Genomic DNA, 23,033 nt, shown 5'->3' with positions numbered 1-23,033 from the left:
GTCAGGCCCGACGCTGGGTTACGCTGCGCAACAAGCGGTAACGGTAGGTCGGCGACGGGCCTTCGACAACGACGCGGTTGCGAGTGAGTAACGGTCCGGGGGTGCCCCTCTTGTCGGGGACGAGCGAATCTGCTAGCCCAGGCCGGGTTTAGCGGCGGTGGCCTGCGGAATCGCGATGGTTGACGGCGCGTTTGGCCCCGCTCGGCCGTCCCAGCGCCGCCTGGGGCAGGCGTCCGGTCTCCGCAGTACCGACTCGGCCTGTCTGGTTCGACCGTGATCGAACCCACAGATCGTCACCGAAAGTGACTAGCAACACCTCACACACGGTTACCCCAGCGGCGGTCACCACACCGTGGCCGGCCCGCCCGATGACCGCCCCGCCGAAGCGGGCGGCGGACGGCCCGAGCGAGGTCGTCTGATCCGCAGGCGGTGGCCGTGAGACGATCTGGTCGTGACGGCGACGCTTCTGGACGGCAAGGCAACCGCAGCGGAGATCAAGGACGAGCTGCGCATCCGGGTGAAGGCACTCGCGGAACGCGGCATCACTCCAGGGCTCGGCACGGTCCTGGTCGGGGCGGACCCGGGCAGCCAGGCGTACGTCAACGGCAAGCACCGCGACTGCGCCGAGGTGGGCATCGCCTCGATCCGCCGCGAACTGCCTGCCGACGCCACCCAACAGCAGGTCGACGACGTGCTGGCCGAGCTGAACGCCGACCCGGCGTGCCACGGCTACATCGTTCAGCTGCCGCTGCCGGCCCACCTGGACACCCAGCGGGTGCTGGAGTTGATCGACCCGGACAAGGACGCCGACGGCCTGCACCCGGTCAACCTGGGTCGGCTCGTGCTCGGCTACGACGGTCCGCTGCCGTGCACGCCGCGCGGCATCGTCGAGTTGCTCCGCCGGCACGACGTGGCGCTGCGCGGGGCCACCGTCGCGGTGGTCGGTCGCGGCAACACGGTTGGCCGACCGCTCGGCCTGCTGCTCACCAGGCGCAGCGAGAACGCCACTGTCACCCTCTGCCACACCGGCACCCTCGACCTCGCCTCGCACACCCGGGCCGCCGACATCGTCATCGTCGCGGCCGGCGTACCGGGTCTGCTCACCGCCGACATGATCAACCCCGGCGCTGTGGTGGTGGACGTCGGCATCACCCGCGTGATCGGCGCGGACGGCAAGGGCCGCTACACCGGCGACGTGGACCCGGAGGTGGCCGAGACGGCCGGCGCGCTGGTCCCCATGCCCGGCGGCGTGGGCCCGATGACCCGGGCCATGCTGCTCACCAACGTCGTCGAGCGCGCCGAGCGCGGCTGACCCGCACATCGGCGGCGCCGAACCAGGACGGCGGTGACGTTCGCCCCATCCCGGCGATGGCCGCCGCCCCTGGCCTGATCGGTGCCAGGATGACTGATACGGTCCGGAAAACCGACTGGTATCAGGGAGTGGGACGACCATGGGTAAGAAGGTCACTGTCGTCGGGGCTGGCTTCTACGGCTCCACCACCGCACAGCGCCTGGCCGAGTACGACGTCTTCGACACCGTAGTGATCACCGACATCGTGGAGGGCAAGCCCGCGGGCCTCGCGCTCGACCTCAACCAGTCCCGGGCCATCGAGGGCTTCGAGACGAAGGTGGTCGGCGTGACCACCGGCCCCAACGGTGAGGGCTACGAGAGCATCGAGGGCTCCGACGTCGTCGTGATCACCGCTGGTCTGCCGCGCAAGCCCGGCATGAGCCGGATGGACCTGCTGGAGACCAACGCCAAGATCGTCCGCCAGGTCGCCGAGAACGTCGCCAAGTACGCCCCGAACGCCGTCGTCATCGTGGTCTCCAACCCGCTGGACGAGATGACCGCGCTGGCCCAGCTCGCCACCCAGTTCCCGAAGAACCGGGTGCTCGGCCAGGCCGGCATGCTCGATACCGCGCGGTTCAGCAACTTCGTCGCCGAGGCGCTGAACGTGCCGGTGGCCTCGGTACGCACGCTGACCCTGGGCTCGCACGGCGACACCATGGTCCCGGTGCCGTCGAAGAGCACCGTCAACGGCAAGCCCCTGCGCGACGCCATGCCGGCCGAGCAGATCGAGGAACTGGTCGTCAAGACCCGCAACGGTGGCGCCGAGGTGGTCGCGCTGCTCAAGACCGGGTCGGCCTACTACGCCCCGTCCGCCGCCGCGGCCCGGATGGCGAAGGCCGTCGCGGAGGACTCCGGCGAGGTCATGCCGGTCTGCGCCTGGGTCGACGGCGAGTACGGCATCTCCGGTGTCTACCTGGGTGTCGAGGCCGAGATCGGCGCCGAGGGCGTCAAGCGGGTCGTCGAGACCGACCTGGACGCCGACGAGCGCGCCAGCCTCCTGGAGGCCGCCGAAGCCGTCCGCGCCAAGCAGGGCGACATCTCCAGCATGTAGTTCCCCCGAACCACAGCACCAGCGAAGGGCGCGCCGGCTTTGCCGGCGCGCCCTTCGCCGTCCAGCCCCCACCCCGCCGGCTAGCGGGTGAAGGGGGTGCTGAGGTGGGGGGTGGCTAGGGCGGTGGGGGAGTGGGTTCGGAGGGCAGTCAGCCGGGAGGTGCGGGCCTGGTCCGGGTCGTCCTCGTGGGCGTACGCCAGGTGGGGGTCGACGAGTTGCACCATGTGCACCAGCAGGTCCCCGGTGAGCAGCATCCGTTCGTCGGCCGAGGTAAGGAGCACCGACTGGTGGCCGGGCGTGTGGCCCGGGGTGGGCAGCAGGCGTACCGCTGGGGTGAGAGCGGTCTCGCCGTCGACCACCCGGAGCTGGCCGGCGGCGCGCAGGGGCGCGACGAGGCCGGCCGGTAGCCCGGGGTTGAGCGTCTCCGCCGCGTCGAGTTCGGCGCGCTGCAGCAGGTAGCTCGCGTTCGGGAAGTACGGCCGCCCCGGTGTGCCGGTGACCGCCCAGCCGATGTGATCGCTGTGCAGGTGGGTAAGGACGACCGTGTCGACGTCGGCGGGGTCGATGCCCGCGGCGGCCAGCTCGGCGGGTAGCCGTCCCGGGACGGGCGCCCAGCTCGCGGCGGGTGCGTCGGCCGGGCCGATCCCGGCGTCGACCAGCGTGACCGGCCCGTCGCCGGCGCGGATCGCGAAGCTGCGGAACGGCAGCCACCACTGCCCGTCGGCGGTCACGGAGCCGGGGTCGCGCCGGTCGGCCTCCGCCCACTGCGCCGCTGTGGCCTGCGGAAACGCCTCCGCGCGGGGCTGGAAGAAGGCACCCTCACCGTCGGTGAGTGCGGTGACCGTGATAGACCCGAGGGTGCGGTTCAGTGGCATCTGACGATGATTCCAGGGCATTCCTGTTCCGCGCAGCCCGGTTCCGCCGGCCGGTCGAGGCCGGCTGGGGGCTGCCGGCCCAATTGCAGTACGCTCGTACTGCTTGAGCACGTGTCCCCCGAGAGGAGCGCCGGCCGATGGCGAAGATCAAGGTAAACAACCCGGTCGTAGAACTCGACGGCGACGAGATGACCCGGATCATCTGGAAGCAGATCCGGGAGCAGCTGATCCTGCCCTACCTCGACGTCGACCTGCACTACTACGACCTGTCGATCCAGCACCGCGACGAGACCGACGACCAGGTCACGATCGACGCCGCCAACGCCATCAAGGAGCACGGCGTCGGCGTCAAGTGCGCGACCATCACCCCGGACGAGGCCCGGGTCGAGGAGTTCGGCCTGAAGAAGATGTGGCGGTCGCCCAACGGCACCATCCGCAACATCCTCGGCGGCGTCGTCTTCCGCGAGCCGATCATCATGTCCAACGTGCCGCGGCTGGTCCCAGGCTGGACCAAGCCGATCATCATTGGCCGGCACGCCCACGGTGACCAGTACAAGGCCACCGACTTCGTCGTCCCCGGCCCGGGCACGGTGACCATCACCTACACCCCGGCTGACGGCGGCGCGCCGATGGAGATGGAGGTCGCCAACTTCCCCGGCGGCGGCATCGCCATGGGCATGTACAACTACGACGAGTCGATCCGGGACTTCGCCCGGGCGTCGTTCCGGTACGGGCTGGACCGCAACTACCCGGTCTACCTGTCCACCAAGAACACCATCCTCAAGGCGTACGACGGCCGGTTCAAGGACATCTTCGCCGAGGTGTTCGAGACCGAGTTCAAGGCCGAGTTCGCCGCCGCCGGCATCACCTATGAGCACCGGCTCATCGACGACATGGTCGCCGCCGCGCTCAAGTGGGAGGGCGGCTATGTCTGGGCCTGCAAGAACTACGACGGTGACGTGCAGTCCGACACTGTCGCGCAGGGCTTCGGCTCGCTGGGTCTGATGACCTCCGTCCTGCTCTCCCCGGACGGCCGGACCGTCGAGGCCGAGGCCGCGCACGGCACTGTCACCCGGCACTACCGGCAGTACCAGAAGGGCGAGAAGACCTCGACCAACCCGATCGCGTCGATCTACGCCTGGACCCGGGGCCTGGCCCACCGGGGCAAGCTGGACCGCACCCCGGCGGTCACCGAGTTCGCCAACACCCTGGAGCAGGTCATCGTCGACACCGTCGAGGGTGGCCAGATGACCAAGGACCTCGCGCTGCTCATCTCGCGCGACGCCCCGTGGCTGACCACCGACGAGTTCATGAACGCGCTCGACGAGAACCTGGCCCGCAAGATCGCCGCCTGATCCAGGCGTACCGCGTCATCGGAGCCCGCCGGCATCCCTGCCGGCGGGCTTCGGCGTGTCCGGCGCCGCCGCGCCGATCGGCGTCACTGCGACCGGCGCGCCTCGTTGACCAGGATGGACGAGATGCCAGTCGCGTCCAGGAAGGTTGACCACGGTCGACCCGCGGCACCCGTGCGCCGATCAGCCAGCCTTCCCGGCTGTGCCGTGCACAGCCAGCCGTCCCTTCCCTGCGGGGGGCCCTGTCCCGGGCCCCCCGCGCCCTGTTTCCCACCAAGCGCAGGCCGCGCCAAGCTCTGGCCACGCGCAAGCCGTGCCCCGCCAAGCTCAGGCCCCGCGCACAGCAGGGCTCTTCAGGCGGCGCGCAGCAGGTCGGCGGCGCGTTCCGGAGCGATGTCGTTGATGAAGACGCCCATCCCGGACTCGGAGCCCGCCAGGTACTTCAGCTTGTCAGTGGCCCGCCGGATGCTGAACAGCTGTAGGTGCAGGTGGCCCAGCTCGCGGTCGACCCGCACGGGAGCCTGGTGCCAGGCCGAGATGTATGGCATCGGCATGTCGAACAGGCCGTCGAAGCGGCGCAGGAGATCCAGGTAGAGCGGCCCGAAGGCGTCCCGCTCGCTGTCGCTGAGCGCCGGGATGTCCGGCACCACGCGGTGCGGCGCGACGTGCACCTCGAACGGCCAGCGGGCGGCCGCCGGGACGAACGCCGTCCAGTGTTCGTTCTCGGTGACCACCCGGTCACCGGTGGCGCGCTCGGCGGCCAGCACGTCCGCGTACAGGTTGCCCCCGCCGGTCCGCTCTGCGTGCCGGCGGGCAGCGGCCAGCAGCGCGCGGGTGCGCGGCGTCACGAAGGGGTACGCGTAGATCTGGCCGTGCGGGTGGTGCAGCGTGACACCGATTTCCACGCCCCGGTTCTCGAAGCAGAAGATCTGCTCGACGCCGGGCAGCGCGCCGAGCACCTCGGTGCGGTCGGCGAGGGCGTCCAGCACGGTGCGGACCCGGCGCGGGGGCAGGCTGGCGAAGGAGGCGTTGTGGTCCGACGTGAAGCAGACCACCTCGCACCGGCCGAGGCCGGGCCGGACCGGCGTGAACGGAGTGATCTCCCCGGGCTCCTCGGCCACCCGACCACTCAGCGACGGGAACCGGTTCTCGAAGACCACCACGTCGTAGTCGGGTGCGGGGATCTCGGTCAGCCGGTCGCCCACCGACGGGTCGAGAGGGCACTCGTTCGCCGGCGGGAGGAAGGTGCGGGTCTGCCGGTGCACGGCGACCGCCACCCACTCGTCGGTCAACGGGTCGTAGCGCAGCTGCGACGCGGGGGGAGGCGGCGGCAGGTCCCGGCGGTCCGGCTGGTCGCGGACCGCGTCGTCGCGCTCGTCGAAGTAGATCAGCTCCCGGCCGTCGGCCAGGTCGATCGCGGTGCGCTTCACGGCGCCGTCCCCTCGGTTGTCGGCGTGCGCGTCGCGCGGCCCGCCCCTGTCGCCTTGACCATGATCAGTTCGCCCACCTGTTCGCCGAGTACCCGTCGTGCGGGTGGAGGCAACCGGTCGTCGCTGACCAGTACGTGGGCCGCCGCCAACCCGACGATCGAGGAGATGCCGACCGTGCCCCACTTGGTGTGGTCGGCGAGAACCACCAGCTGGTCCGCCGCCGCCACGAGCGCCCGATCGGTCTCCGCCTCCATCAGGTTCGGGGTGGTGAAGCCGGCCCGCTCGGTGATGCCGTGGACGCCCAGGAAGAGCAGATCCAGGTGCAGTGACCGGACGGCCCCGACCGCGAGCGGACCTACCAGCGCGTCCGACGGTGTGCGGACGCCGCCGGTGAGCACCACCGTCTGGTCCGGGCGGCCACCGGCGTGCATGATCTCGGCCACCGGCAGCGAGTTGGTGACGACGGTCAGCTCGGGCACGTCCACCAGCCGGCGGGCCAGCTCGGCCGTGGTGGTGCCGGCGGAGAGCGCGACCGCCGCTCCCGGCCGGACCAGCTGAGCCGCCCGGTCGGCGATGGCGGCCTTCTCCGGCAGTTGGCGGACCGACTTGGCGCGGAAGCCCGGCTCGTCGGTCGAGCTTGGCCCGGTCGTGGTCGCGCCGCCGTGCACCTTGGCCAGCAGACCGCGCTCGTGCAGCGCATCGAGGTCCCGCCGGATGGTCATGTCGGACACGCCGAACTCGCCTGCCAACTCGCTGACCCGGACACCGCCGGTCGAGCGGACCCGCTCCAGGATGGCCGCCTGCCGCTGCTGAGCGAGCATCCGCCGTGCCTCCCCGGACGTCCACGTACCCTCACGCGGTCAAACGTGTTCCAACAAAGATGAACACTAGCGCGTGCCGCTCAGCGGTGGAAGGAACGGGTACGGCGGCGCCTCAGGCGGTGGCGATCTTCAGCTCCACCCAGCCGGTCTCGGTCAGATGGTGCAGCACGGCCTGCACCGCGTCCGCCACGCTCAGGTCGGTGGTGTCGAGCACCAGATCGGCGTCGGTCGGCTCCTCGTACGGGTCGTCGATGCCGGTCATCCCGGTGAGCAGGCCGGCTCGCGCTCGCGCGTACAGGCCCTTGCGGTCCCGTCGCTCGCACACCTCCAGCGGGGTGGCCACGTGCACCAGCACAAAACCCGATCCGGCGGCGAGGGCCATCTCCCGGGCAGTGGCCCGAGCCGCCGCGTACGGGGCGATCGGGCAGCAGATGCCCACCCCACGGTGCCGGGCGATCTCGGCGGCCACCCAGCCGATCCGCCGGACGTTGAGATCCCGGTCGGTCTTGCTGAAGCCCAGTCCGGCGGAGAGTTCCCGGCGCACCACGTCCCCGTCGAGCAGGGTCACCGTGCGGTCGCCGCTCTCCCGTAACGCGTCCGCCAGCCCTCGGGCGATCGTCGACTTGCCGGAGCCGGAGAGACCGGTCAGGAAGACCACCAGTCCTCGCTGCCGACGCGGCGGCCGGGCCCGGGCCAACTCCCGTGCCACAGCGGGCGGGGTGTGCCACTCCGGCAGCGGGAAGCCCCGGTCGAGCAGGTCGTCGATCTCCGGCTGGGTCAGCGCCAGCCGGCGGTTGCGCGGTGGGATGTCCTCCCGCCAACGCCACTGCCCGTCGCGGTTGTCGTAGGCGAGTTCACGCGGCACCAGCACCCGCAGCCCGGCGCCGGAGAGCATCTCCCCGGTGGAGAGCAGGTGGGTGACCCCGTACGCGGCCGAGACCCGGGCGCGCAGCAGCGCGTCGCTGATCTCCTCGCGTCGGTGGGACAGCGGCACCGCGACCAGGGTGGCGGGTGGCATCCGGTCCCGCGCGGCGAAGATCGTCCGGACCAGCGCCTCCGGCGGGAGCCCGTCGGCGCCGCCCTCGCCGACCGGGATCATCACGAGCAGATGAGCGGCCAGGGTGCGGGCGGCGTGGGCGATCTGGGCGAGCTGTGGACGATGCAGCGGCCGGTCGGCGATCACCCCGAGCACCCGGCCCGGGGGCAGCAGCGCACGGACCTCCTCCGGGTTACGCCGCAGTCGTTGGAACGGACCGTGTCCACCGTCGCCCAGCCGCCGAACCTGGCCGCCCACTCCCGCCACGCCCTCGCGGACCGGCCAGACGTCGGCCACGTCCAGGGCGGCCGCCGGGGCGCCCTCCCCGTCGGTCAGCACGAGCGCCCGGCGGGCCGGGTCGCGCGGATCGAAGCTCTGCGCCAGGGCGGCCGGCACCTGGAGAACGACAGCGACCTGCCACGGTGTGCCGTCGGCCAGCCGGCCGCGTCGGCTGACCGAGACCAGGTCGGCGCGGGTCATGAAACCGGTCAGAGGGGCGTACGCGCCGGTCAGCAGCAGCTCCAGATCCGCGAGCTCACCGGGACGTGGCGTGTACGCCGGTGCGTCCTGTAGCACCTCGTCGGGCAGCACCCAGCCGTTGCTCATCCACACCCCCCACTCGCTGACCGGCACACAGTTTCGCAGCCGACCGCCCATCGGTCGAGGGCGCCACTCCAAGACCCCCGCGGGCGGGTCAGCGCTTGATCCGTCGGCCTACCGCCGACCGCACCCGGTTCCACACCTTCCGCTCGTCGCGGATCCGGGGTCGCGAGCCGTCGGTCCGGCAGATGAACAACAGCGGCAGTCGCGCGTCCTCGGTCCAGCCCACGTTGGTGATCCGGGCCTTGAGCTGCCAGCTGCCCCTGGTCCGGCCGCCGTTGAGGGCGGCGAAGTCGATCGTGGCGGTGGCCCGGTGCACCAGGTGGACGGTGTCCGCTCCGGTCGTGCCGGTGATCCGCTCGGTCTGGAAGGTGTTCGGAATAAAGATCTCGGCGCCGGTCTCCCGGTGGCGGGCCACCAGGTCCAGGCGGGCCTTGCGCACCTGCGCGGTGGCGTCGAGCACCTCGGGGGCGACCTCTTCCATCGGAAGCATCAGCACGTCGCGGCCATCATCGGCGCGGAACCCGACCGGCTGGTCCGCGGCGCGCAGCTCGGCGGCGACGGTCACCGTGACGGCGTGGTCGACACGTTGGAATTCATCGACGGTGCCGTGTGCGGCGATGCCCGCCTCCCAGCGGGCAAGCCTGCGCAGGTCCGCGACGCGCCCCTGCTCCGCCAGGTACGCCACGGCTCGGAGCAGGGGTGGCAGACCACCCGCGACGCCCGGGGCGAAGCGATCCTGAATGATCTTCTGGATCTCCAGCGCGACCTGCTCCAGCCACGCCTCGCGGGCGTTCAGCAGCCGCTTGCCGCGCAGCCGGCTGAGCATCTCGTTGCGCAGCCAGCGCCGGTGCAGCCGATCCCGCAGCTGACCCGGCTCGGTGTTGGCGTCCACGACGTCCAACGCCTCCCGCACACTGGCGAAGTAGCTCGCCGGGTCCAGCTCGCTCGCGGTGACGTTGCGCGCGTCGCCCCGATGGACGTGGTGGTAGCAGACGTAGTCGGACAGCACTGAGGTGCGCCGGGACAGGAAGTAGGCCCGGATGACCAGTGAGTGGTCCTCCAGCCGACGCTTGCCGCCCTCCGGGAACCGCAGGCCATGCTCGTTGAGGAACGACCGCCGGAACAACTTGTGACAGGTCAGGCTGTCGACCAGCGGGGAGTTGCCGAGGGTGGCGTCGAAGCGGTTCTTGCGGAACAGCTCCCGCGGCACGGGACGTCCGTACCCGGCCATCTTCCCCACCACGATGTCGGCGTCGTTCGCCTTCGCACAGGCGTAGAGCCGCTCCAGTGCCTCGTCGGCGAACCAGTCGTCGTCGTCGGCGAAGAAGACGTACTCGCCGCGGGCGTGCTCGACGCCGAGGTTGCGCGGACGCGACGGCCAGCCGGAGTTCTCGATGTGCACCACAGTGATGTGCGGGTGCTCGGCGGCCAGCCGGTCCAGCCGCTCCGCCGTGTCGTCCGTCGAGCCGTCGTCGACGAAGATGGCTTCGAACTCGTCGGCGGGCAGTGACTGACGCAGCAGCGAGGCGGCGAGCTTCTCGATGTGTGGGCCGCAGTTGTACGCCGGCACCACGACGCTCACCTTGGGGACGCCCACCTCGGCCATCAGGATCCCTCCCGCGTCGTCGGTCGATCACCGGGCGGGTCGATGCCTGGTGAACGGGAGGTGAATGGTGTCACCTTGGACGGGTCTTTCCCAAGGCGGGGTCGGGTCGGACGCGGGACCGGCGGAAACGTCGCGGGAGCCCTCAGCAGGGACCTTAGGGGTGCGGCGGGGAAAGGATCAGGGGAGTGCCGGGGGCGTGCCGGTGTCCCTGCTGGGCATCGACTCCCTACGCTGGGCGCGTGACACTGATCGCGACCCAGTCGCTCACCAAGACGTACGGAGGTCGGGTCACCGCGCTGGCCGACCTCACCGTCGCCGTCGAGCCCGGGATCATCGGCCTGGTGGGCGCGAACGGCGCCGGCAAATCCACCTTGATCAAGATTCTGCTCGGCCTGATCGCACCAACCAGCGGTCAGGTCTCGGTGCTCGGCATCGACCCGACCGCAGACCCGGCGGCTGTCCGCAACCGGGTCGGCTACATGCCGGAACACGACTGCCTCCCACCGGACCTGTCCGCCGCCGAACTGGTCACCCACCTCGGTCGAATGAGCGGCCTTCCCCGCACCGCGGCCCGCGAGCGGGCCTCGGAGGCGCTGCGGCACGTGGGGCTCTACGAGGAGCGCTATCGCCCGGTCGGTGGCTACTCGACCGGCATGAAGCAGCGCGTCAAGCTGGCCCAGGCGCTGGTGCACGACCCCGACCTGCTGTTGCTGGACGAACCGACAAACGGCCTGGACCCGGCCGGCCGCGACGCCATGCTGGCCCTGGTACACCGGATCGGCACCGAGTTCGGCATCTCCGTGCTGGTCTGTTCGCACCTGCTCGGCGAGGTGGAGCGGATCTGCGACACGCTGATCGCCATCGACGGCGGCAAACTGCTGCGCGCCGACAACATCTCCGCGATGACCTCGGCCACCGACGTGCTCGCCGTCGAGGTCAGCGAGGGCACCGAGGAACTCGCCGCCCGACTCGCCGAGCTGAAACTGCCTGTCGCCCGGGACGGGCGACTGCTCCTCGTGCCGCTCGCCGACGACGGCACCTACGACCTGATCCTCGGTGCGGTCGCCGAACTGGACCTGCCACTGCACCGACTGGACCAGCGCCGGCACCGGGTGGCCGAACTCTTCGCCACGAGGGAGCTCACTAATGCCTGAGCCGTCCACCGCCGCCGTGCGCCCCACGCCGACCGGCGTCATCCACGACATCGGCTACCAACGCTACGAGGGTGCGAGGCTCGGCCGCCGACAGGTCTTCGGCGCGCTCTACCTGCACGGTCTGCGCACCGCGTTCGGGTTCGGGCGCAGCGCCAAGGCCAAGATCTTCCCGTGGCTGGTGGTCGGCATCGTCTCCCTGGTCGCGGTGGCCCTGGCCGCGGTACGCAGCCAGATCGGCGAGCCGGTCGCCACGTACGCCCAGTTCGCCGACGCGATGAGCTGGCTCGTCATCTTCTTCGTCGCGGTCGTCGCCCCGGAGCTGGTCTCTCGGGACCTGCGCAGCGGTGTGCTGCCGCTGTACTTCTCCCGGCCGCTGCCGCGCGCCGACTACGCGCTGGCCAAGCTGCTGGCGCTGGTCACCGCCCTCTGGTTGCTGCTCGGCGGACCCCAGTTGCTGATGTTCCTGGGTGCCGCGTTCACCACCAAGCAGGGCATGCGCGGGGTGTGGAACGAGCTGCTCGACCTGCTGCCCGGCCTGCTCTACGCCGGGCTGTGGGCTGTGGTCTTCGCCTCGGTCGGGCTGCTGGTCGCCTCGCTGACCGGCAAGCGCGCCTTCGCCGCGGGTGGGGTGGTGGCGGTCTTCCTGATGACCACCCCGATCGTCGGGGTGCTGAGCATCCTGCCGTCGCGCGCCGCCAACGAGCTGGCCGGGCTCGCCTCACCCTCCACGCTGGTGCAGGGGGTGGGCATCTGGTCGCTGGGTGACCTGCTGGTCGAGGGCGATCCGGGCGAGATGATGATCGGCGGGTTCGGCCCGGTCTACGCCCTGGCCGCGGTGCTGCTGGTCGCCGGCGCGACCGCCCTCCTGCTGGCCCGCTACCGGAAGGTCGCCTCCTGATGAGCACGCTGAGCCTGACCGGGGTGTCCCGGTGGTACGGCAACGTGGTCGCTGTCAACGACATCAGCATGGTCCTCGGCCCGGGCGTGACCGGCCTGCTCGGCCCGAACGGCGCCGGCAAGACCACCCTGCTGCACATGATGGCCGGGTTCCTCGCCCCGTCACGCGGCACTGTCACTCTCGACGACGAGCCGACCTGGCGAAACCCCGACGTCTACCGGCGGCTGGGGCTGGTCAGCGAGCGGGAGGCGGTGCAGGGTTTCCTCACCGCGTACGAGTTCGTGCTGGCCAGCGCGAAGCTGCACCGGCTGTCCGATCCGGCGGCCGCGGCCCGACGGGCGATCGACCTGGTGGAGCTGGAGTCGGCGCAGGACCGCCGGATCGGCACGTACTCCAAGGGCATGCGCCAGCGTGCCCGGGTGGCCGCCGCGCTGGTGCACGACCCGCAGGTGCTGCTCCTCGACGAGCCGTTCAACGGCATGGACCCGCGTCAGCGGCTGCACATGATGCAGCTGCTGCACACCCTCGGTGACGCCGGCCGGACGATCCTGTTCAGCTCGCACATCCTGGAGGAGGTCGAACAGGTCTCCGGAACGGTGCAGGTGATGGTGGCCGGCCGGTTGGCCGCCTCCGGCGACTTCCGGACCATCCGCCGGTTGATGACCAACCGCCCGCACGTCTTCGCGGTGCGCTCCACCGACGACCGGGCGCTGGCCGTCGCGCTGATCGCCGAGCCGTCGGTGAGTGGGGTCGAGTTGGACCCAACGGGCCTGACCGTGCGGGCCGGTGACTACGGCGCGTTCACCCGGGCGCTGCCCCGGATCGCGCTGAACAAAGGCATCCGGGTACGCCAGCTGGTGCCGTCCGACGAGTCCCTGGAGAGTGTCTTCTCCTACCTGGTGGAGGCCTGACATGTCGACAGTTACCTGGATCACCGCGCGCGGGTTGTTCGGCCGACGTCGGTTCCTGCTGCTGCTACCGCTGCCGTTGGTGCTGCTCGGGTTGGCCGTGCTCTGCCGGTCGCTGGGGGTGGACCCGGGCGAGTGGGGGCCGCCGGTGCTGGTCGGCCTCGGGCTGGCCGTGGTGCTGCCGGTGGTCGCGCTGATCATCGGCACGGGCGTGCTGGGCGCCGAGATCGACGACGGCACCGTGGTGCACATCCTGACCAAGCCGCTGCCGCGCTGGCAGATCGTGCTGCCGAAGCTCGCTGTCGCCGCGGGGGTAACCGCGGTCACCGTGGCGGTGCCGCTCTACGTCGCGGGCGTGCTCGCCGATTCGGTACGCCTCGGACTGGCGCTGGCGGTCGCGGCGGCGCTCGGCGCGCTGGCGTACTCGGCGTTGTTCCTCGCGCTCAGCCTGGTCACCAGGCGGCCGGTGCTGCTCGGGCTGGTTTACGTGCTGATCTGGGAGGGGCTGCTGGGCAACTTCGTCAGCGGCACCAAGGTGCTCTCCATCCAGCAGTACGTGATCGCCCTCGCCGACCGGATCGCCCCCACCGGGCTGCTGGAGACCAGCGTGTCGGTGCCGGTGGCGTCGGTGATGACCGCGCTGGTCAGCGTCGGCTTCACGGTGCTCGCCATCGACCGCCTGCGTTCGTTCAGCGTGGCTGGCGAGACGAGCTGACAGCCGTGCGAGACGCTGTTCCGGCCAGCCCCCGCGCGGCGGTAGGGCTGGCCGGATGGACCGGTCGGGCCACCTCGGGCCAGGCTGGTGGGCGTGAGCGTCGAAGCGGAGCGGACGTCGTTGGCTGAGCCATACTCCCGGAGCAGCCGGCCGTGGCTGACCAGCCTGGCCGTCGCCGGGCTGGCCTGTGCCACTGTCGCCACGGCGGCTCAGGGCAGCGGCCAGTTCCACTGGTGGGCGGTGTTCATCCTGATCCCGGCCGCGTTGATCGCGGCCAGCGGTGGGCCGTTGCTGGCTCGCGGCGGCGGACGGGCCTTCGCCGGGTACATGCTCGCCTGCGTCGGCACCATGGTCTTCGCGGTCGGCGCGCTGCTGATGTTCGGCGTGATGGGGCGAGGTTGGCCGCTCATGGTGGTGCTGCCCTGCCTGGCGGTGGCCGGCACCTACGGCTGGCGCGCGGCCCACCCGTTGGCCCGGGGCCTGCACCGGGCGGTGGCCCTGCTCGCGCTGACCGGAGCGCTGCTCGGCGTGACCCTGCAACTGATCCGGGTGGATCTGATCCACCTGGAGACCGGTTGGTGGGGCGCGTTCCTGATGCTGGCCGGGGCCATCGTGCTGGGCAACGCGGGCGAGCTGACCCGGCACCGGATGCCGTACCGCCTCCAGGCGATCACCCTGCTGGTGGGGCCCGCCGTGATCGCGTTCCTGCTCGGGCTGCGCTTCCTGCGCGGCTGGTGACCCGCCGGTCCGCCGCCGCCCGAGCGGGCGGCGGCGGCCCCGGGTCAGAACGCGCAGGCGATGACCAGCTCCGGGGTACGGTCCGGGAGCAGGTCGAGTTTGCCGATCCGGCCCGCCGCCCGTAGGTCGTCGGCGACCAGCGTGAGCTGCTCCAGCAGCGCCGCCGGGCCGAGCGCCTCCGCCAACGGCACCTCCGCCTTCATCGACAGCTTCCGCTCCGACTTGGCCCGTCGCACCTGGCTCAACGCGTCACCGGCGAGCCGCAGAAGCGCCGGGTCACCCGAGCCCTCGATCGTCCGGGCCACCTCGTAGGTGGTGGGCCACGGCGCCTGGTGCACAGAGCCGTACCGCCACCACGACCAGACCTCCTCGGTCACGTACGGCAGCACCGGGGCGAACAACCGCAGCTGCACCGACAGCGCCGAGGCCAGCGCCGCCCGTGCCGAGTCCGCCGCCGCGCCGGTGCCGTAGGCCCGCTCCTTGACCAGCTCGATGTAGTCGTCGCAGAACCGCCAGAAGAACGCCTCGGTGACCTGCAGGGCCGCCGTGTGGTCGTACGAGTCGAAGGCGGTGCCCGCGGCGGTGACCACGGTGGCCAGCTCGGCGAGCATGGCCCGGTCCAGTGGAGTGGTCGACGGGGCGCGCAACGCGTCCGCAGCGCCCAGCCCGAGCGCGAACTTGGACGCGTTGAGCAGTTTGGTGGCCAGTCGCCGGCCGACCTTGATCTGCGCTGGGTCGAAGGCCAGGTCCATGCCGGGCTTGCCGCTTGCCGCCCAGTAGCGCACCGCGTCCGAGCCGTGCTGCTCCAACAGGGCCAGCGGGGTGACCACGTTCCCCTTGGACTTGGCCATCTTCTTGTGGTCGGGGTCGAGGATCCAGCCCGAGAGGACTGTGTCCCGCCAGGGCAGCACGCCGTGCTCGAAGTGCGAACGGACCACGCTGTCGAAGAGCCAGGTCCGGATGATCTCCTGCCCCTGCGGGCGCAGGTCCATCGGGAAGACCCGGGCGAACAGGTCCGGATCGGTTTCCCAGCCACCGACGATCTGCGGGGTCACCGAGGACGTGGCCCAGGTGTCCAGCACGTCCGGGTCGCCGATGAAGCCGCCCGGCCGGCCGCGTTGCGACTCGTCGTAACCGGGTGCCGGATCGCTGGATGGATCGACCGGCAGCGCGGACTCGTCCGGCGTGAGAGGGTGGGACCAGTCCGGCTCGCCAGTGTCGTCGAGCCGGTACCACACCGGCACCGGCACGCCGAAGTAGCGTTGACGGCTGACCAGCCAGTCCCCGTTGAGGCCGCCCACCCAGTTGTCGTAGCGGTGTTTCATGTGCGCCGGCACCCAGTGCAGCTGCTCGCCCCTGCCCAGCAGCGTGGCCCGCAGCGCCTCGTCCCGGCCGCCGTTGCGCAGATACCACTGTCGAGTGGAGACGATCTCCAGTGGCCGGTCACCGCGTTCGTAGAACTTGACCGGGTGGGTGATCGGGCGCGGCTCGCCGATCAGGTCACCGGCGTCGGCCAGCATCCCGACGATCTCCCGGCGGGCGCCGTTGACGGTCTGCCCGGCCAGCGCCGCGTACGGTTGGGTCGGCACCCCGTGCGGCGGCTCGGGAAGCAACCGACCGTCCCGGCCGATCACCACCCGGGTGTCCAACCCCAGCTCACGCCACCAGGTCACGTCGGTCAGGTCACCGAAGGTGCAGACCATCGCGACGCCGGTGCCCTTGCCGGGCTCGGCGAGGGGATGGGCGTACACCGGCACCTCGACGTCGAACAGCGGGCTGCGCACGGTGCCGCCCACCAGGTCGGCGTACCGCTCGTCGTCGGGGTGGCAGACCAGCGCCACACACGCCGGCAACAGCTCGGGTCGGGTGGTGTCGATGAGCACCTCCCGCCCGTCGGCCGCGGTGAACCGCAGCCGGTGGTAGGCGCCGGGGCGCTCACGGTCCTCCAACTCCGCCTGGGCGACGGCGGTGGCGAAGCCGACGTCCCAGAGGGTCGGCGCCTCCGACTGGTACGCCTCGCCGCGGCGCAGGTTGCGGACGAACGCCCGTTGGCTGGTGGTCCGGGCGATCCGGCCGATGGTCGTGTACGTCAGGGACCAGTCCACCGAGAGCCCGAGCCGCCGCCACAGCGCCTCGAAGGCCTGCTCGTCGGTGACCGTCAGCCGTTCGCACAGCTCGATGAAGTTGCGCCGGGAGATCGGGGTGGGGTCGCGGCGGGCCGCGTCGTCGACCGGAGCCGCCGGTGGCCGCCACACCGGGTCGTACGGCAGCGACGGATCGCAGCGCACCCCGTACACGTTCTGCGCCCGGCGCTCGGTGGGCAGGCCGTTGTCGTCCCAGCCCATCGGGTAGAAGACGGCCTTGCCGCGCATCCGCTGGTACCGCGCCGTGGTGTCGGTGTGCGTGTACGAGAAGACGTGCCCCATGTGCAACTCGCCCGATACGGTCGGCGGCGGGGTGTCGATCGAGAACACGTCGCTCCGCTGCTTCGAGCGGTCGAACGCGTACGTGCCTTCCTCCTGCCAGCGGCGTGCCCAGCTCTCCTCGAGCCCGTCCAGGGTCGGACGCTCGGGAACGCCGGCGCGGGCCGTCCTCGCCGTATCGGTCATCATGCGATCGTAGGCACCTACCGGGTGCGGGGCGACGTAGTTGCGGCCGAACACACCGGCCGGCGGTTGTGGCCGCGACGGGGCGGCCCGACTAGATCAGCGAGTCACGCCACTGGCGGTGCAGGGCGGCGTACCGGCCGTCGGCCTCGGCCAGCACGGCGGGTGGGCCGTCCTCGACGACCCTTCCGCCGTCGAGGACGAGCACCCGGTCGGCGGTCTCCACCGTGGAGAGACGATGGGCGATCACCAGTGCGGTGCGGTCGCGCAGGATGGTGCCGAGTGCCCGCTGCACCAGACGTTCCGTCGGCACGTCCAGCGACGACGTCGCCTCGTCCAGGATGAGAACTGTCGGGTCGGCCAGGAACGCGCGGGCGAACGCGACCAGCTGCCGCTGCCCGGCGGAGAGCCGGCCGCCGCGCCGGTGCACCTGAGTGGCGTACCCCTCGGGTAGTGCGGCGATGAAGTCGTGCGCGCCGATCGCCCGCGCGGCGGCCTGGACGGCGGCGTCGTCGGCCCCTGGGCAACCGAACCGGATGTTCTCCGCGACGGTCCCGCTGAACAGGTGGTTCTCCTGCGTCACCAGCACCACCGCGCGGCGCAGGTCGGCGTCGCGTACGTCGCGTAGGTCGACCCCGTCCAGCCGGACCGTGCCGGTGTCGGGGTCGTGGAAACGGGCGACCAGCTTCGCGATAGTCGACTTGCCCGCCCCGGTGGGGCCGATCAGCGCCACGGTCTGCCCGGCCGGCACCGTCAACTCCAGCCGGCAGAGAATCGGGGTGTCGGCCCGGTAGCCGAAGCCGACCGCGCGGAAGATCAACTCGCCACGGCGGGGGCCGGTCGGCAGCGGTGTGGGCCGGGCCGGTTCGGCGACGGCCGGTCGTTCGTCGAGCACCCCGGCCAGCTTCTCCAGTGCGGCGGTGGCCGACTGCAACGAGTTGTAGAACTGGCTCAGCTCCTGCATCGGCTCGAAGAAGCGGCGCAGGTAGAGCAGGAACGCGGCGAGCACGCCGATCTCGGTCTGCCCGCCGAGCACCCGCCAACCGCCGTAGCAGAGCACCACCGCCACTGTGACGTTGCCGATCAGCTTGATCGCGGGCGAGTAGGTGGCGATCAGCCGGAACGCGTGCAGGCTGCTCCGCCGGTAGTCGTCGCCGAGCGCCACGAAGATCCGTTGGTTGCGAGGCTCCCGGCGGAACGCCTGCACCGCCCGGATGCCCCGCATCGACTCGACGAAGTGCACGATGACCAGCGCGACAGCGTCCCGGGTCCGTCGGTACGCGCTGGCCGACGACCGGGCGAACCAGCGGGAGAGCCAGAACAGGAACGGGAAGGCGAACAGCGTCACGGCCGCCAGCGGCAGGTCCAGCCAGAGCAGGATGGCGGCCACCGACAGGATGGAGAGCCCGGCCAGCACCAGGCTGTCGATCCCACCGTCGACCAGCTCGGCGATCGAGTCCAGGTCACTGGTGAGCCGGGAGACCATCCGGCCGGACGTGTACCGCTCGTGGAAGCCCACCGACAGCCGCAGGAAGTGCCCGAACACCCGCTGCCGCAGGTCGAGCAGGACGGCCTGGCCGATCCGGGCGGAGAGGGTGAGGAAGCCGCGGCGGGCCGCGTACTCGGTCACCGCGGCCACCGCGAACGCCCCGGCGACGGTGACCAGCGGGCCGGCGTCGCCGACGCGCAACGGCGGGATTGCCCGGTCGATACCGATCATGACCAGGTACGGGCCGGCCATCGCGGCGGCGTTCTGGGCCAGCAGCAGGGCGACGGCTGCGGCGAGGCGCCTCCGATGCGGGCGGAGCAGGTCGCCCAGCAGGGTGCGGCTGAGCCGGCGCAGCCGGGCCACCGCCTCGGGGCTGGTGTCCTCGGCTCGACTGCGGTCAGCCTCCGGGTCGGTGGCGGTTCCGCGCCAGCGGGTCAGCTCGGGCTCCTCCTCCGGAGGTGGGGCGGCCTGCTCCGGCACGCTCACGAGCGCACCAGCCCCCACCCGTCCGAAGGGGACGAACTCGGGCCGCTGGCCCCGGCCGGCGGCGGATGCCCGGCGGGTGGCTCGGCGGCGAGCAGTGCCCGGTACGCCGGAACGGTGGCCAGCAGGTCGGAGTGCCGGCCGGTCGCGGTGATCCGTCCGTCCTCCAGCAGGGCGACCCGGTCGGCCAGCGCGATCGTCGACGGCCGGTGCACCACCAGCAGCGAGGTGCTGTCGCGCAGGACCCGCCGTAGCGCCGCTTCGACAAGGGCCTCGGTGTGCACGTCGAGAGCGGAGAGCGGGTCGTCCATCACCAGCACCGCCGGTCGGCCGAGCACGGCCCGCGCCAACGCGAGTCGTTGCCGTTGCCCGCCGGAGAGGGACAACCCCTGCTCGCCCACCCGGGTCGCCAACCCCCAGGGCAGCTCGTACGCGAAGTCGGCCTGGGCCAGTGCGAGGGCGGCGCGGATCTCGTCGTCACCGGCGTCCGGGCGACCCAGTGTGAGGTTCTCCCGCACCGACATGGAGAAGAGGGTTGGCTCCTCGAACGCCACGCCGACCAGCCGACGCAGCGAGGCCAGCCGCAGCTCTCGCAGGTCGTGCCCGTCCAGGGTGATCCGGCCGGTGCTCACGTCGTGCAGCCGGGGCACCAGGGAGAGCAGCGTGCTCTTGCCGGAGCCGGTGGCGCCGACCAGGGCCAGCGTCTCGCCCGGCTCGATGGTCAGGTCGATCTCGCGCAGCACCCCCGTGGTGGCACCCGGGTAGCTGAACGAGACCCGCTCGAAGCGCAGCCGACCGTGCACCGCGTCGCGTGGCAACGCGACAGCGCCGGCAGAATCCACGATCTCCGGTGGAGTGTCCAGCACCTCCTGGATCCGGTCGGCGGCGGTGGCCGCCTCCTGACCGTTGGCGATGATCCAACCCAGGGACTGCACCGGCCAGATGAGCATCAGTTGGAGGCTGACGAACGCGACCAGCTCGCCGATGGTGAGCGCGCCCTGCGCGGCGGCGGCCGCCCCGGCCGCCAGCACCACGCCCAGTGTCACGTTGGGCACCAGGTCGAGCAGCGCCGAGGTGTTCGCCAGCAGCCGCCCCTTGCCGACGCCCGTGTCGTGCAGCCGCCGGGCCGCACCGGCGAAGCGAGCGGCCAGTTCGGGCCCCCGCCCGTACGCCTTCATGGTGCGCAGGCCCTGCGCGGTCTCCTCGACCAGCGTCGCCACGTCGCCCTGCTGATCCTGCATCCGGCGGGACGCGGCGTGGTAGTGCCGGCCGAACCGGCGACTGATCAGCAGCAGCGGCACCGCGCTGGCCGCGACCAGCACCCCCAGCGCCGGGTGCAGGTTGATCAGCAGCACCACCACTACCACGTACGTGGTCAGGTTGAGCACCAGGAAGAAGACGCCGAAGGAGAGGAACCGGCGGATCACCGACAGGTCGCTGGTGATCCGGGAGAGCAACTGGCCGGACTGCCAGCGGTCGTGGAAGCTGGTCGGCAGCCGTTGCAGGTGGGCGTAGACGTCGGCGCGCAGCGCCGCCTCCATGCCCACCGCCGAGGACGACTGCACCCACCGGCGGATGAAGATGAGCACCGCCTCGACGACGCCGAGCAGCAGCGCCAGGCCGCCGAGCTGGAGCAGCCCGGCCGGTTCGTGTCGGGCCACCGGCCCGTCCACTACCCGCTGCACGACCAGTGGTACGGCGATCCCGGCCGCGGTGCCGGCGAGGCCAGCGACGAGCAGCCAGGCGAACTCGGCGGCGTACGGGCGCAGGTAGGGGCGCAGCCGCCAGAGGTTGTGCACGGGGTGGGTGCCCGCGGCGGCCCGGGCGGCCGGGTCGCCGTCGCTCTCCACAGGCACTACCAGACGGTAGCGTCAATGAGTGTCGATGCCTCTGTCAGCTTGTTGTCAAGCGTCGCTCATGACCGAGAAGCCACTTCTTCACGTCCAGCCCCCAGCGGTAGCCACCGAGTGTGCCGTCGGTGCGAAGAACCCGGTGGCAGGGCACGAAGAGGGCTGCCGCGTTCCGGGCGCAGGCGGCCGCTGCGGCTCGGACCGCCGGTGGTCGACCGGCCAGCGCGGCGTACCCGGTGTAGGTGACCGGGGTGCCCGGCGGCACCTCGCGCAGCACCTGCCAGGCGTGCGCCATGAACTCGCCACCGGTGCGTTGACGGACCGGCACCGCGTCGATGGCGGCGAGGTCGCCGTCCAGGTAGGAGTGGACCGCCGCGCTGACCGGGCCGAGGTCGGCCCGCTCCCGTAGCGGTGCCCGCAGGGCCGGGTGGACCAGGGACAGCAGCACCGCCGGGTCCGGGGTGAAGCCGGCCGCCCGTACGTCACCGTCCGGACCGGCGAGGATGCTCAGTGGGCCGGCCGGTGTGTTCAGTACGGTGCTGTCGATGTTCATGCCGCTCTCCAGAGTCTGATCGTGGCGTAGGACCGCCAGGGGCGCCAGCGCTCGGCGTACCTGTCGAGGGTCGGTGGGGTGTCGGGCAGGCCGAGCGCGGCGGCGCCGCGCCGGACCGCGAGGTCGGAGCTGAGGAGGACGTCCGGGTCGCCGAAGGCGCGCATGGCCAGGTAGTTGGCGGTCCACGGGCCGATGCCGGGCAGCGCGAGCAGCCGCCGAACGGCCTCCTCCCGATTTACCCCGGCGGCGAGGTCGACAGACCCGTCCACGACGGCCCGAGCCAACCCCCGCAGAGCCTCCCGCCGCCCCACCGGCATCCCGAACCCCGAGTCCGGCAGCGACAAAAGCTCCTCCGCGCTCAAAAACCCGCGCAGCTCACCCCCCTGCGGCCCCCCACCCCGTTGATCATGAAGTTGTTGTCCGGACACGCCGTCGTCGGTGGCAACAACTTCATGATCAACACGAGGGTGGGCGGTCAGGAGGCGGGTGAGGGTTGTTCTTGCGGACGTTACCGAGACCTGCTGGCCGATGATGGCGCGGACGGCCTGCTCGAAGCCGTCGACGGCGCGGGGGACACGGATGCCGGGTTCGGCGGTGACCGCCGGGGCCAGCGCCGGGTCGGCGGCCAACGTGGCGTCGATTGCCGCCGGGTCCGCGTCCAGGTCGAGCAACCGGCGGCAGCGGGCCACCGCCGGCGCCAGGTCGCGCAGGTCGGCGAGCCGCAACGTCGCCGCCACGTGCCCGTCCGCCGGGGTCAGCGCCACCTGGCCGGTGCCGTGCGGCAACCGCAGACCCCGGTGGTACGTCCCGTCGCGGACCGCCTCCACACCGGGCAGCGCCCGCACCGCGAGGAAGTCCAGCAGCGCCCGGGCGTGCAGCGGCGGGCGGTACGCCAGCCGGAGCGAGATGATCCCCGCCCCGGCCGGCGCCTGCTGGCGGCCACGGGCCGTGCGCAGGTCCGACGGGGCGCTCGCGTACACCTCGCGAAGCGTGTCGTTGAACTGCCGCACGCTGCCGAAGCCGGCGGCAAACGCGATCTCGGCCATCGCCAGGTCGGTCGTCTCGATCAGGATCCGGGCGGTCTGGGCGCGTTGGGCCCGGGCCAGCGCGAGCGGCCCGGCGCCCATCTCGGCGCTCAACATCCGGTGCAGGTGCCGCTCGGTGTAGCCCAGCCGGGAGGCCAACCCCGGTACGCCGTCCCGGTCGACAACCCCGTCGGCGATCAGCCGCATCGCCCGACCGACCACGTCCGCGCGGACGTCCCAGAGCGGTGAGCCGGGCGCGGCGTCCGGCCGGCAGCGGCGGCAGGCGCGCAGCCCGGCGCCCTGCGCGGCGGCGGCGGACGGGAAGAACCGGACGTTCTGTCGCTTCGGCGTGATCGCCGGGCAGGACGGCCGGCAGTAGATCCCGGTGGACGTCACACCGGTGTAGAACCAACCGTCGAACCGCTGGTCACGGCTGTCCACGGCCCGGTAACACCGCTCGAAGTCCATCTCCATGTCACCGATGATGCC

The 23,033-nt window shown here is 71.6% G+C and carries 18 protein-coding genes; 8 read left to right on the top strand and 10 right to left on the bottom strand.

The genetic code is table 11. The features are described 5' to 3' along the window. Nucleotides 1-451 precede the first annotated feature (451 nt). Nucleotides 452-1,312, top strand: a complete 861-nt coding sequence (locus tag PSH03_RS18115; protein ID WP_088950132.1) for a bifunctional methylenetetrahydrofolate dehydrogenase/methenyltetrahydrofolate cyclohydrolase — start codon at nt 452-454, stop codon at nt 1,310-1,312. A gap of 139 nt (nt 1,313-1,451) precedes the next feature. Further along, entirely contained in the window at nt 1,452-2,402 is a 951-nt protein-coding gene (locus PSH03_RS18110) for a malate dehydrogenase (protein WP_112583765.1), read from the top strand. Between the two features lie 80 nt (nt 2,403-2,482). On the opposite strand, the gene PSH03_RS18105 is transcribed toward PSH03_RS18110, so the two are convergent. Beyond that, complete coding sequence (locus tag PSH03_RS18105) at nt 2,483-3,277, bottom strand: MBL fold metallo-hydrolase (protein ID WP_238689847.1); 795 nt, start codon at nt 3,275-3,277, stop codon at nt 2,483-2,485. Nucleotides 3,278-3,414: 137 nt separating this feature from the next. Here PSH03_RS18105 and PSH03_RS18100 point away from each other — a divergent pair, with 137 nt between their 5' ends. Then, a complete protein-coding gene (locus tag PSH03_RS18100; protein WP_238689846.1) occupies nt 3,415-4,632 on the top strand; it encodes an NADP-dependent isocitrate dehydrogenase in 1,218 nt (405 codons plus the stop codon). A gap of 350 nt (nt 4,633-4,982) precedes the next feature. Here PSH03_RS18100 and galT read toward each other — a convergent pair whose 3' ends face one another. From galT to PSH03_RS18080, 4 genes are all read right to left on the bottom strand, one after another. Then, nucleotides 4,983-6,059 carry a galactose-1-phosphate uridylyltransferase gene (gene galT, locus PSH03_RS18095; RefSeq protein ID WP_210785828.1) on the bottom strand — a complete coding sequence of 359 codons (1,077 nt, stop codon included), beginning with the start codon at nt 6,057-6,059 and terminating at the stop codon, nt 4,983-4,985. After that, nucleotides 6,056-6,880, bottom strand: coding sequence for a DeoR/GlpR family DNA-binding transcription regulator (locus PSH03_RS18090; protein WP_210785829.1), 825 nt, complete (start codon nt 6,878-6,880; stop codon nt 6,056-6,058). Before PSH03_RS18090 ends, galT begins: the two co-directional genes overlap by 4 nt. A gap of 112 nt (nt 6,881-6,992) precedes the next feature. Continuing rightward, nucleotides 6,993-8,522: an adenylyl-sulfate kinase gene (gene cysC / locus PSH03_RS18085; protein ID WP_238689845.1), complete on the bottom strand. Its 1,530-nt coding sequence runs from the start codon at nt 8,520-8,522 to the stop codon at nt 6,993-6,995. 88 nt (nt 8,523-8,610) lie between these two features. Beyond that, nucleotides 8,611-10,125 (bottom strand): glycosyltransferase family 2 protein, encoded by a 1,515-nt coding sequence (locus PSH03_RS18080; protein WP_210785830.1) that lies wholly within the window; start codon nt 10,123-10,125, stop codon nt 8,611-8,613. A 239-nt stretch (nt 10,126-10,364) separates the two neighbouring features. On the opposite strand from PSH03_RS18080, the gene PSH03_RS18075 reads away from it, so the two are divergent. The 5 genes from PSH03_RS18075 to PSH03_RS18055 all read left to right on the top strand — a co-directional run bounded on the left by PSH03_RS18075 (nt 10,365) and on the right by PSH03_RS18055 (nt 14,538). Next, entirely contained in the window at nt 10,365-11,279 is a 915-nt protein-coding gene (locus PSH03_RS18075; RefSeq protein WP_210785831.1) for an ABC transporter ATP-binding protein, read from the top strand. Next, nucleotides 11,272-12,177 carry an ABC transporter permease gene (locus PSH03_RS18070; protein WP_238689844.1) on the top strand — a complete coding sequence of 302 codons (906 nt, stop codon included), beginning with the start codon at nt 11,272-11,274 and terminating at the stop codon, nt 12,175-12,177. The genes PSH03_RS18075 and PSH03_RS18070 overlap by 8 nt, the downstream gene beginning before the upstream one ends. Next, nucleotides 12,177-13,088, top strand: a complete 912-nt coding sequence (locus tag PSH03_RS18065) for an ABC transporter ATP-binding protein (protein ID WP_238689843.1) — start codon at nt 12,177-12,179, stop codon at nt 13,086-13,088. Before PSH03_RS18070 ends, PSH03_RS18065 begins: the two co-directional genes overlap by 1 nt. Before the next feature lies 1 nt (nt 13,089). After that, entirely contained in the window at nt 13,090-13,800 is a 711-nt protein-coding gene (locus tag PSH03_RS18060; RefSeq protein WP_210785834.1) for an ABC transporter permease subunit, read from the top strand. 93 nt (nt 13,801-13,893) lie between these two features. After that, on the top strand, nt 13,894-14,538 hold the full coding sequence (locus tag PSH03_RS18055; protein ID WP_210785835.1) for a hypothetical protein: 645 nt from the start codon (nt 13,894-13,896) through the stop codon (nt 14,536-14,538). A 44-nt stretch (nt 14,539-14,582) separates the two neighbouring features. Here the strand turns inward: PSH03_RS18055 and valS are convergent, their stop codons facing one another. The 5 genes from valS to PSH03_RS18030 form a co-directional block, all read right to left on the bottom strand. Further along, a complete protein-coding gene (valS, locus tag PSH03_RS18050) occupies nt 14,583-17,147 on the bottom strand; it encodes a valine--tRNA ligase (RefSeq protein ID WP_238689842.1) in 2,565 nt (854 codons plus the stop codon). A gap of 91 nt (nt 17,148-17,238) precedes the next feature. Continuing rightward, the gene (locus tag PSH03_RS18045) at nt 17,239-19,119 is read right to left on the bottom strand and encodes an ABC transporter ATP-binding protein (RefSeq protein WP_238689841.1); all 1,881 of its coding nucleotides are present in this window, start codon (nt 19,117-19,119) and stop codon (nt 17,239-17,241) included. Beyond that, on the bottom strand, nt 19,116-20,972 hold the full coding sequence (locus tag PSH03_RS18040) for an ABC transporter ATP-binding protein (RefSeq protein ID WP_238689840.1): 1,857 nt from the start codon (nt 20,970-20,972) through the stop codon (nt 19,116-19,118). The genes PSH03_RS18045 and PSH03_RS18040 overlap by 4 nt, the downstream gene beginning before the upstream one ends. 37 nt (nt 20,973-21,009) lie before the next feature. Next, nucleotides 21,010-21,519, bottom strand: coding sequence for a methylated-DNA--[protein]-cysteine S-methyltransferase (locus PSH03_RS18035; RefSeq protein ID WP_238689839.1), 510 nt, complete (start codon nt 21,517-21,519; stop codon nt 21,010-21,012). Then, nucleotides 21,516-23,018, bottom strand: a complete 1,503-nt coding sequence (locus tag PSH03_RS18030) for a DNA-3-methyladenine glycosylase 2 family protein (protein ID WP_238689838.1) — start codon at nt 23,016-23,018, stop codon at nt 21,516-21,518. The genes PSH03_RS18035 and PSH03_RS18030 overlap by 4 nt, the downstream gene beginning before the upstream one ends. Nucleotides 23,019-23,033: the final 15 nt, after the last annotated feature.

Source organism: Micromonospora salmantinae (genome assembly GCF_022230905.1).
Taxonomy (GTDB): Bacteria; Actinomycetota; Actinomycetes; order Mycobacteriales; family Micromonosporaceae; genus Micromonospora; species Micromonospora salmantinae.
The sequence above is the reverse complement of the archived record's forward strand: the minus strand, read 5'-3'. Positions and strand labels throughout refer to the sequence as shown.

Excerpts from the sequence above, each read along its gene's own strand:
- PSH03_RS18100 (WP_238689846.1), top strand. The coding sequence starts at position 3,415 with ATGGCGAAGATCAAGGTAAACAACCCGGTCGTAGAACTCGACGGCGAC.
- cysC (WP_238689845.1), bottom strand. The coding sequence starts at position 8,522 with ATGAGCAACGGCTGGGTGCTGCCCGACGAGGTGCTACAGGACGCACCG.
- PSH03_RS18065 (WP_238689843.1), top strand. The coding sequence starts at position 12,177 with ATGAGCACGCTGAGCCTGACCGGGGTGTCCCGGTGGTACGGCAACGTG.
- PSH03_RS18030 (WP_238689838.1), bottom strand. The coding sequence starts at position 23,018 with ATGGAGATGGACTTCGAGCGGTGTTACCGGGCCGTGGACAGCCGTGAC.
- PSH03_RS18060 (WP_210785834.1), top strand. The coding sequence starts at position 13,090 with ATGTCGACAGTTACCTGGATCACCGCGCGCGGGTTGTTCGGCCGACGT.
- PSH03_RS18070 (WP_238689844.1), top strand. The coding sequence starts at position 11,272 with ATGCCTGAGCCGTCCACCGCCGCCGTGCGCCCCACGCCGACCGGCGTC.
- PSH03_RS18105 (WP_238689847.1), bottom strand. The coding sequence starts at position 3,277 with ATGCCACTGAACCGCACCCTCGGGTCTATCACGGTCACCGCACTCACC.
- PSH03_RS18090 (WP_210785829.1), bottom strand. The coding sequence starts at position 6,880 with ATGCTCGCTCAGCAGCGGCAGGCGGCCATCCTGGAGCGGGTCCGCTCG.
- valS (WP_238689842.1), bottom strand. The coding sequence starts at position 17,147 with ATGACCGATACGGCGAGGACGGCCCGCGCCGGCGTTCCCGAGCGTCCG.
- PSH03_RS18035 (WP_238689839.1), bottom strand. The coding sequence starts at position 21,519 with ATGAACATCGACAGCACCGTACTGAACACACCGGCCGGCCCACTGAGC.
- PSH03_RS18110 (WP_112583765.1), top strand. The coding sequence starts at position 1,452 with ATGGGTAAGAAGGTCACTGTCGTCGGGGCTGGCTTCTACGGCTCCACC.
- PSH03_RS18080 (WP_210785830.1), bottom strand. The coding sequence starts at position 10,125 with ATGGCCGAGGTGGGCGTCCCCAAGGTGAGCGTCGTGGTGCCGGCGTAC.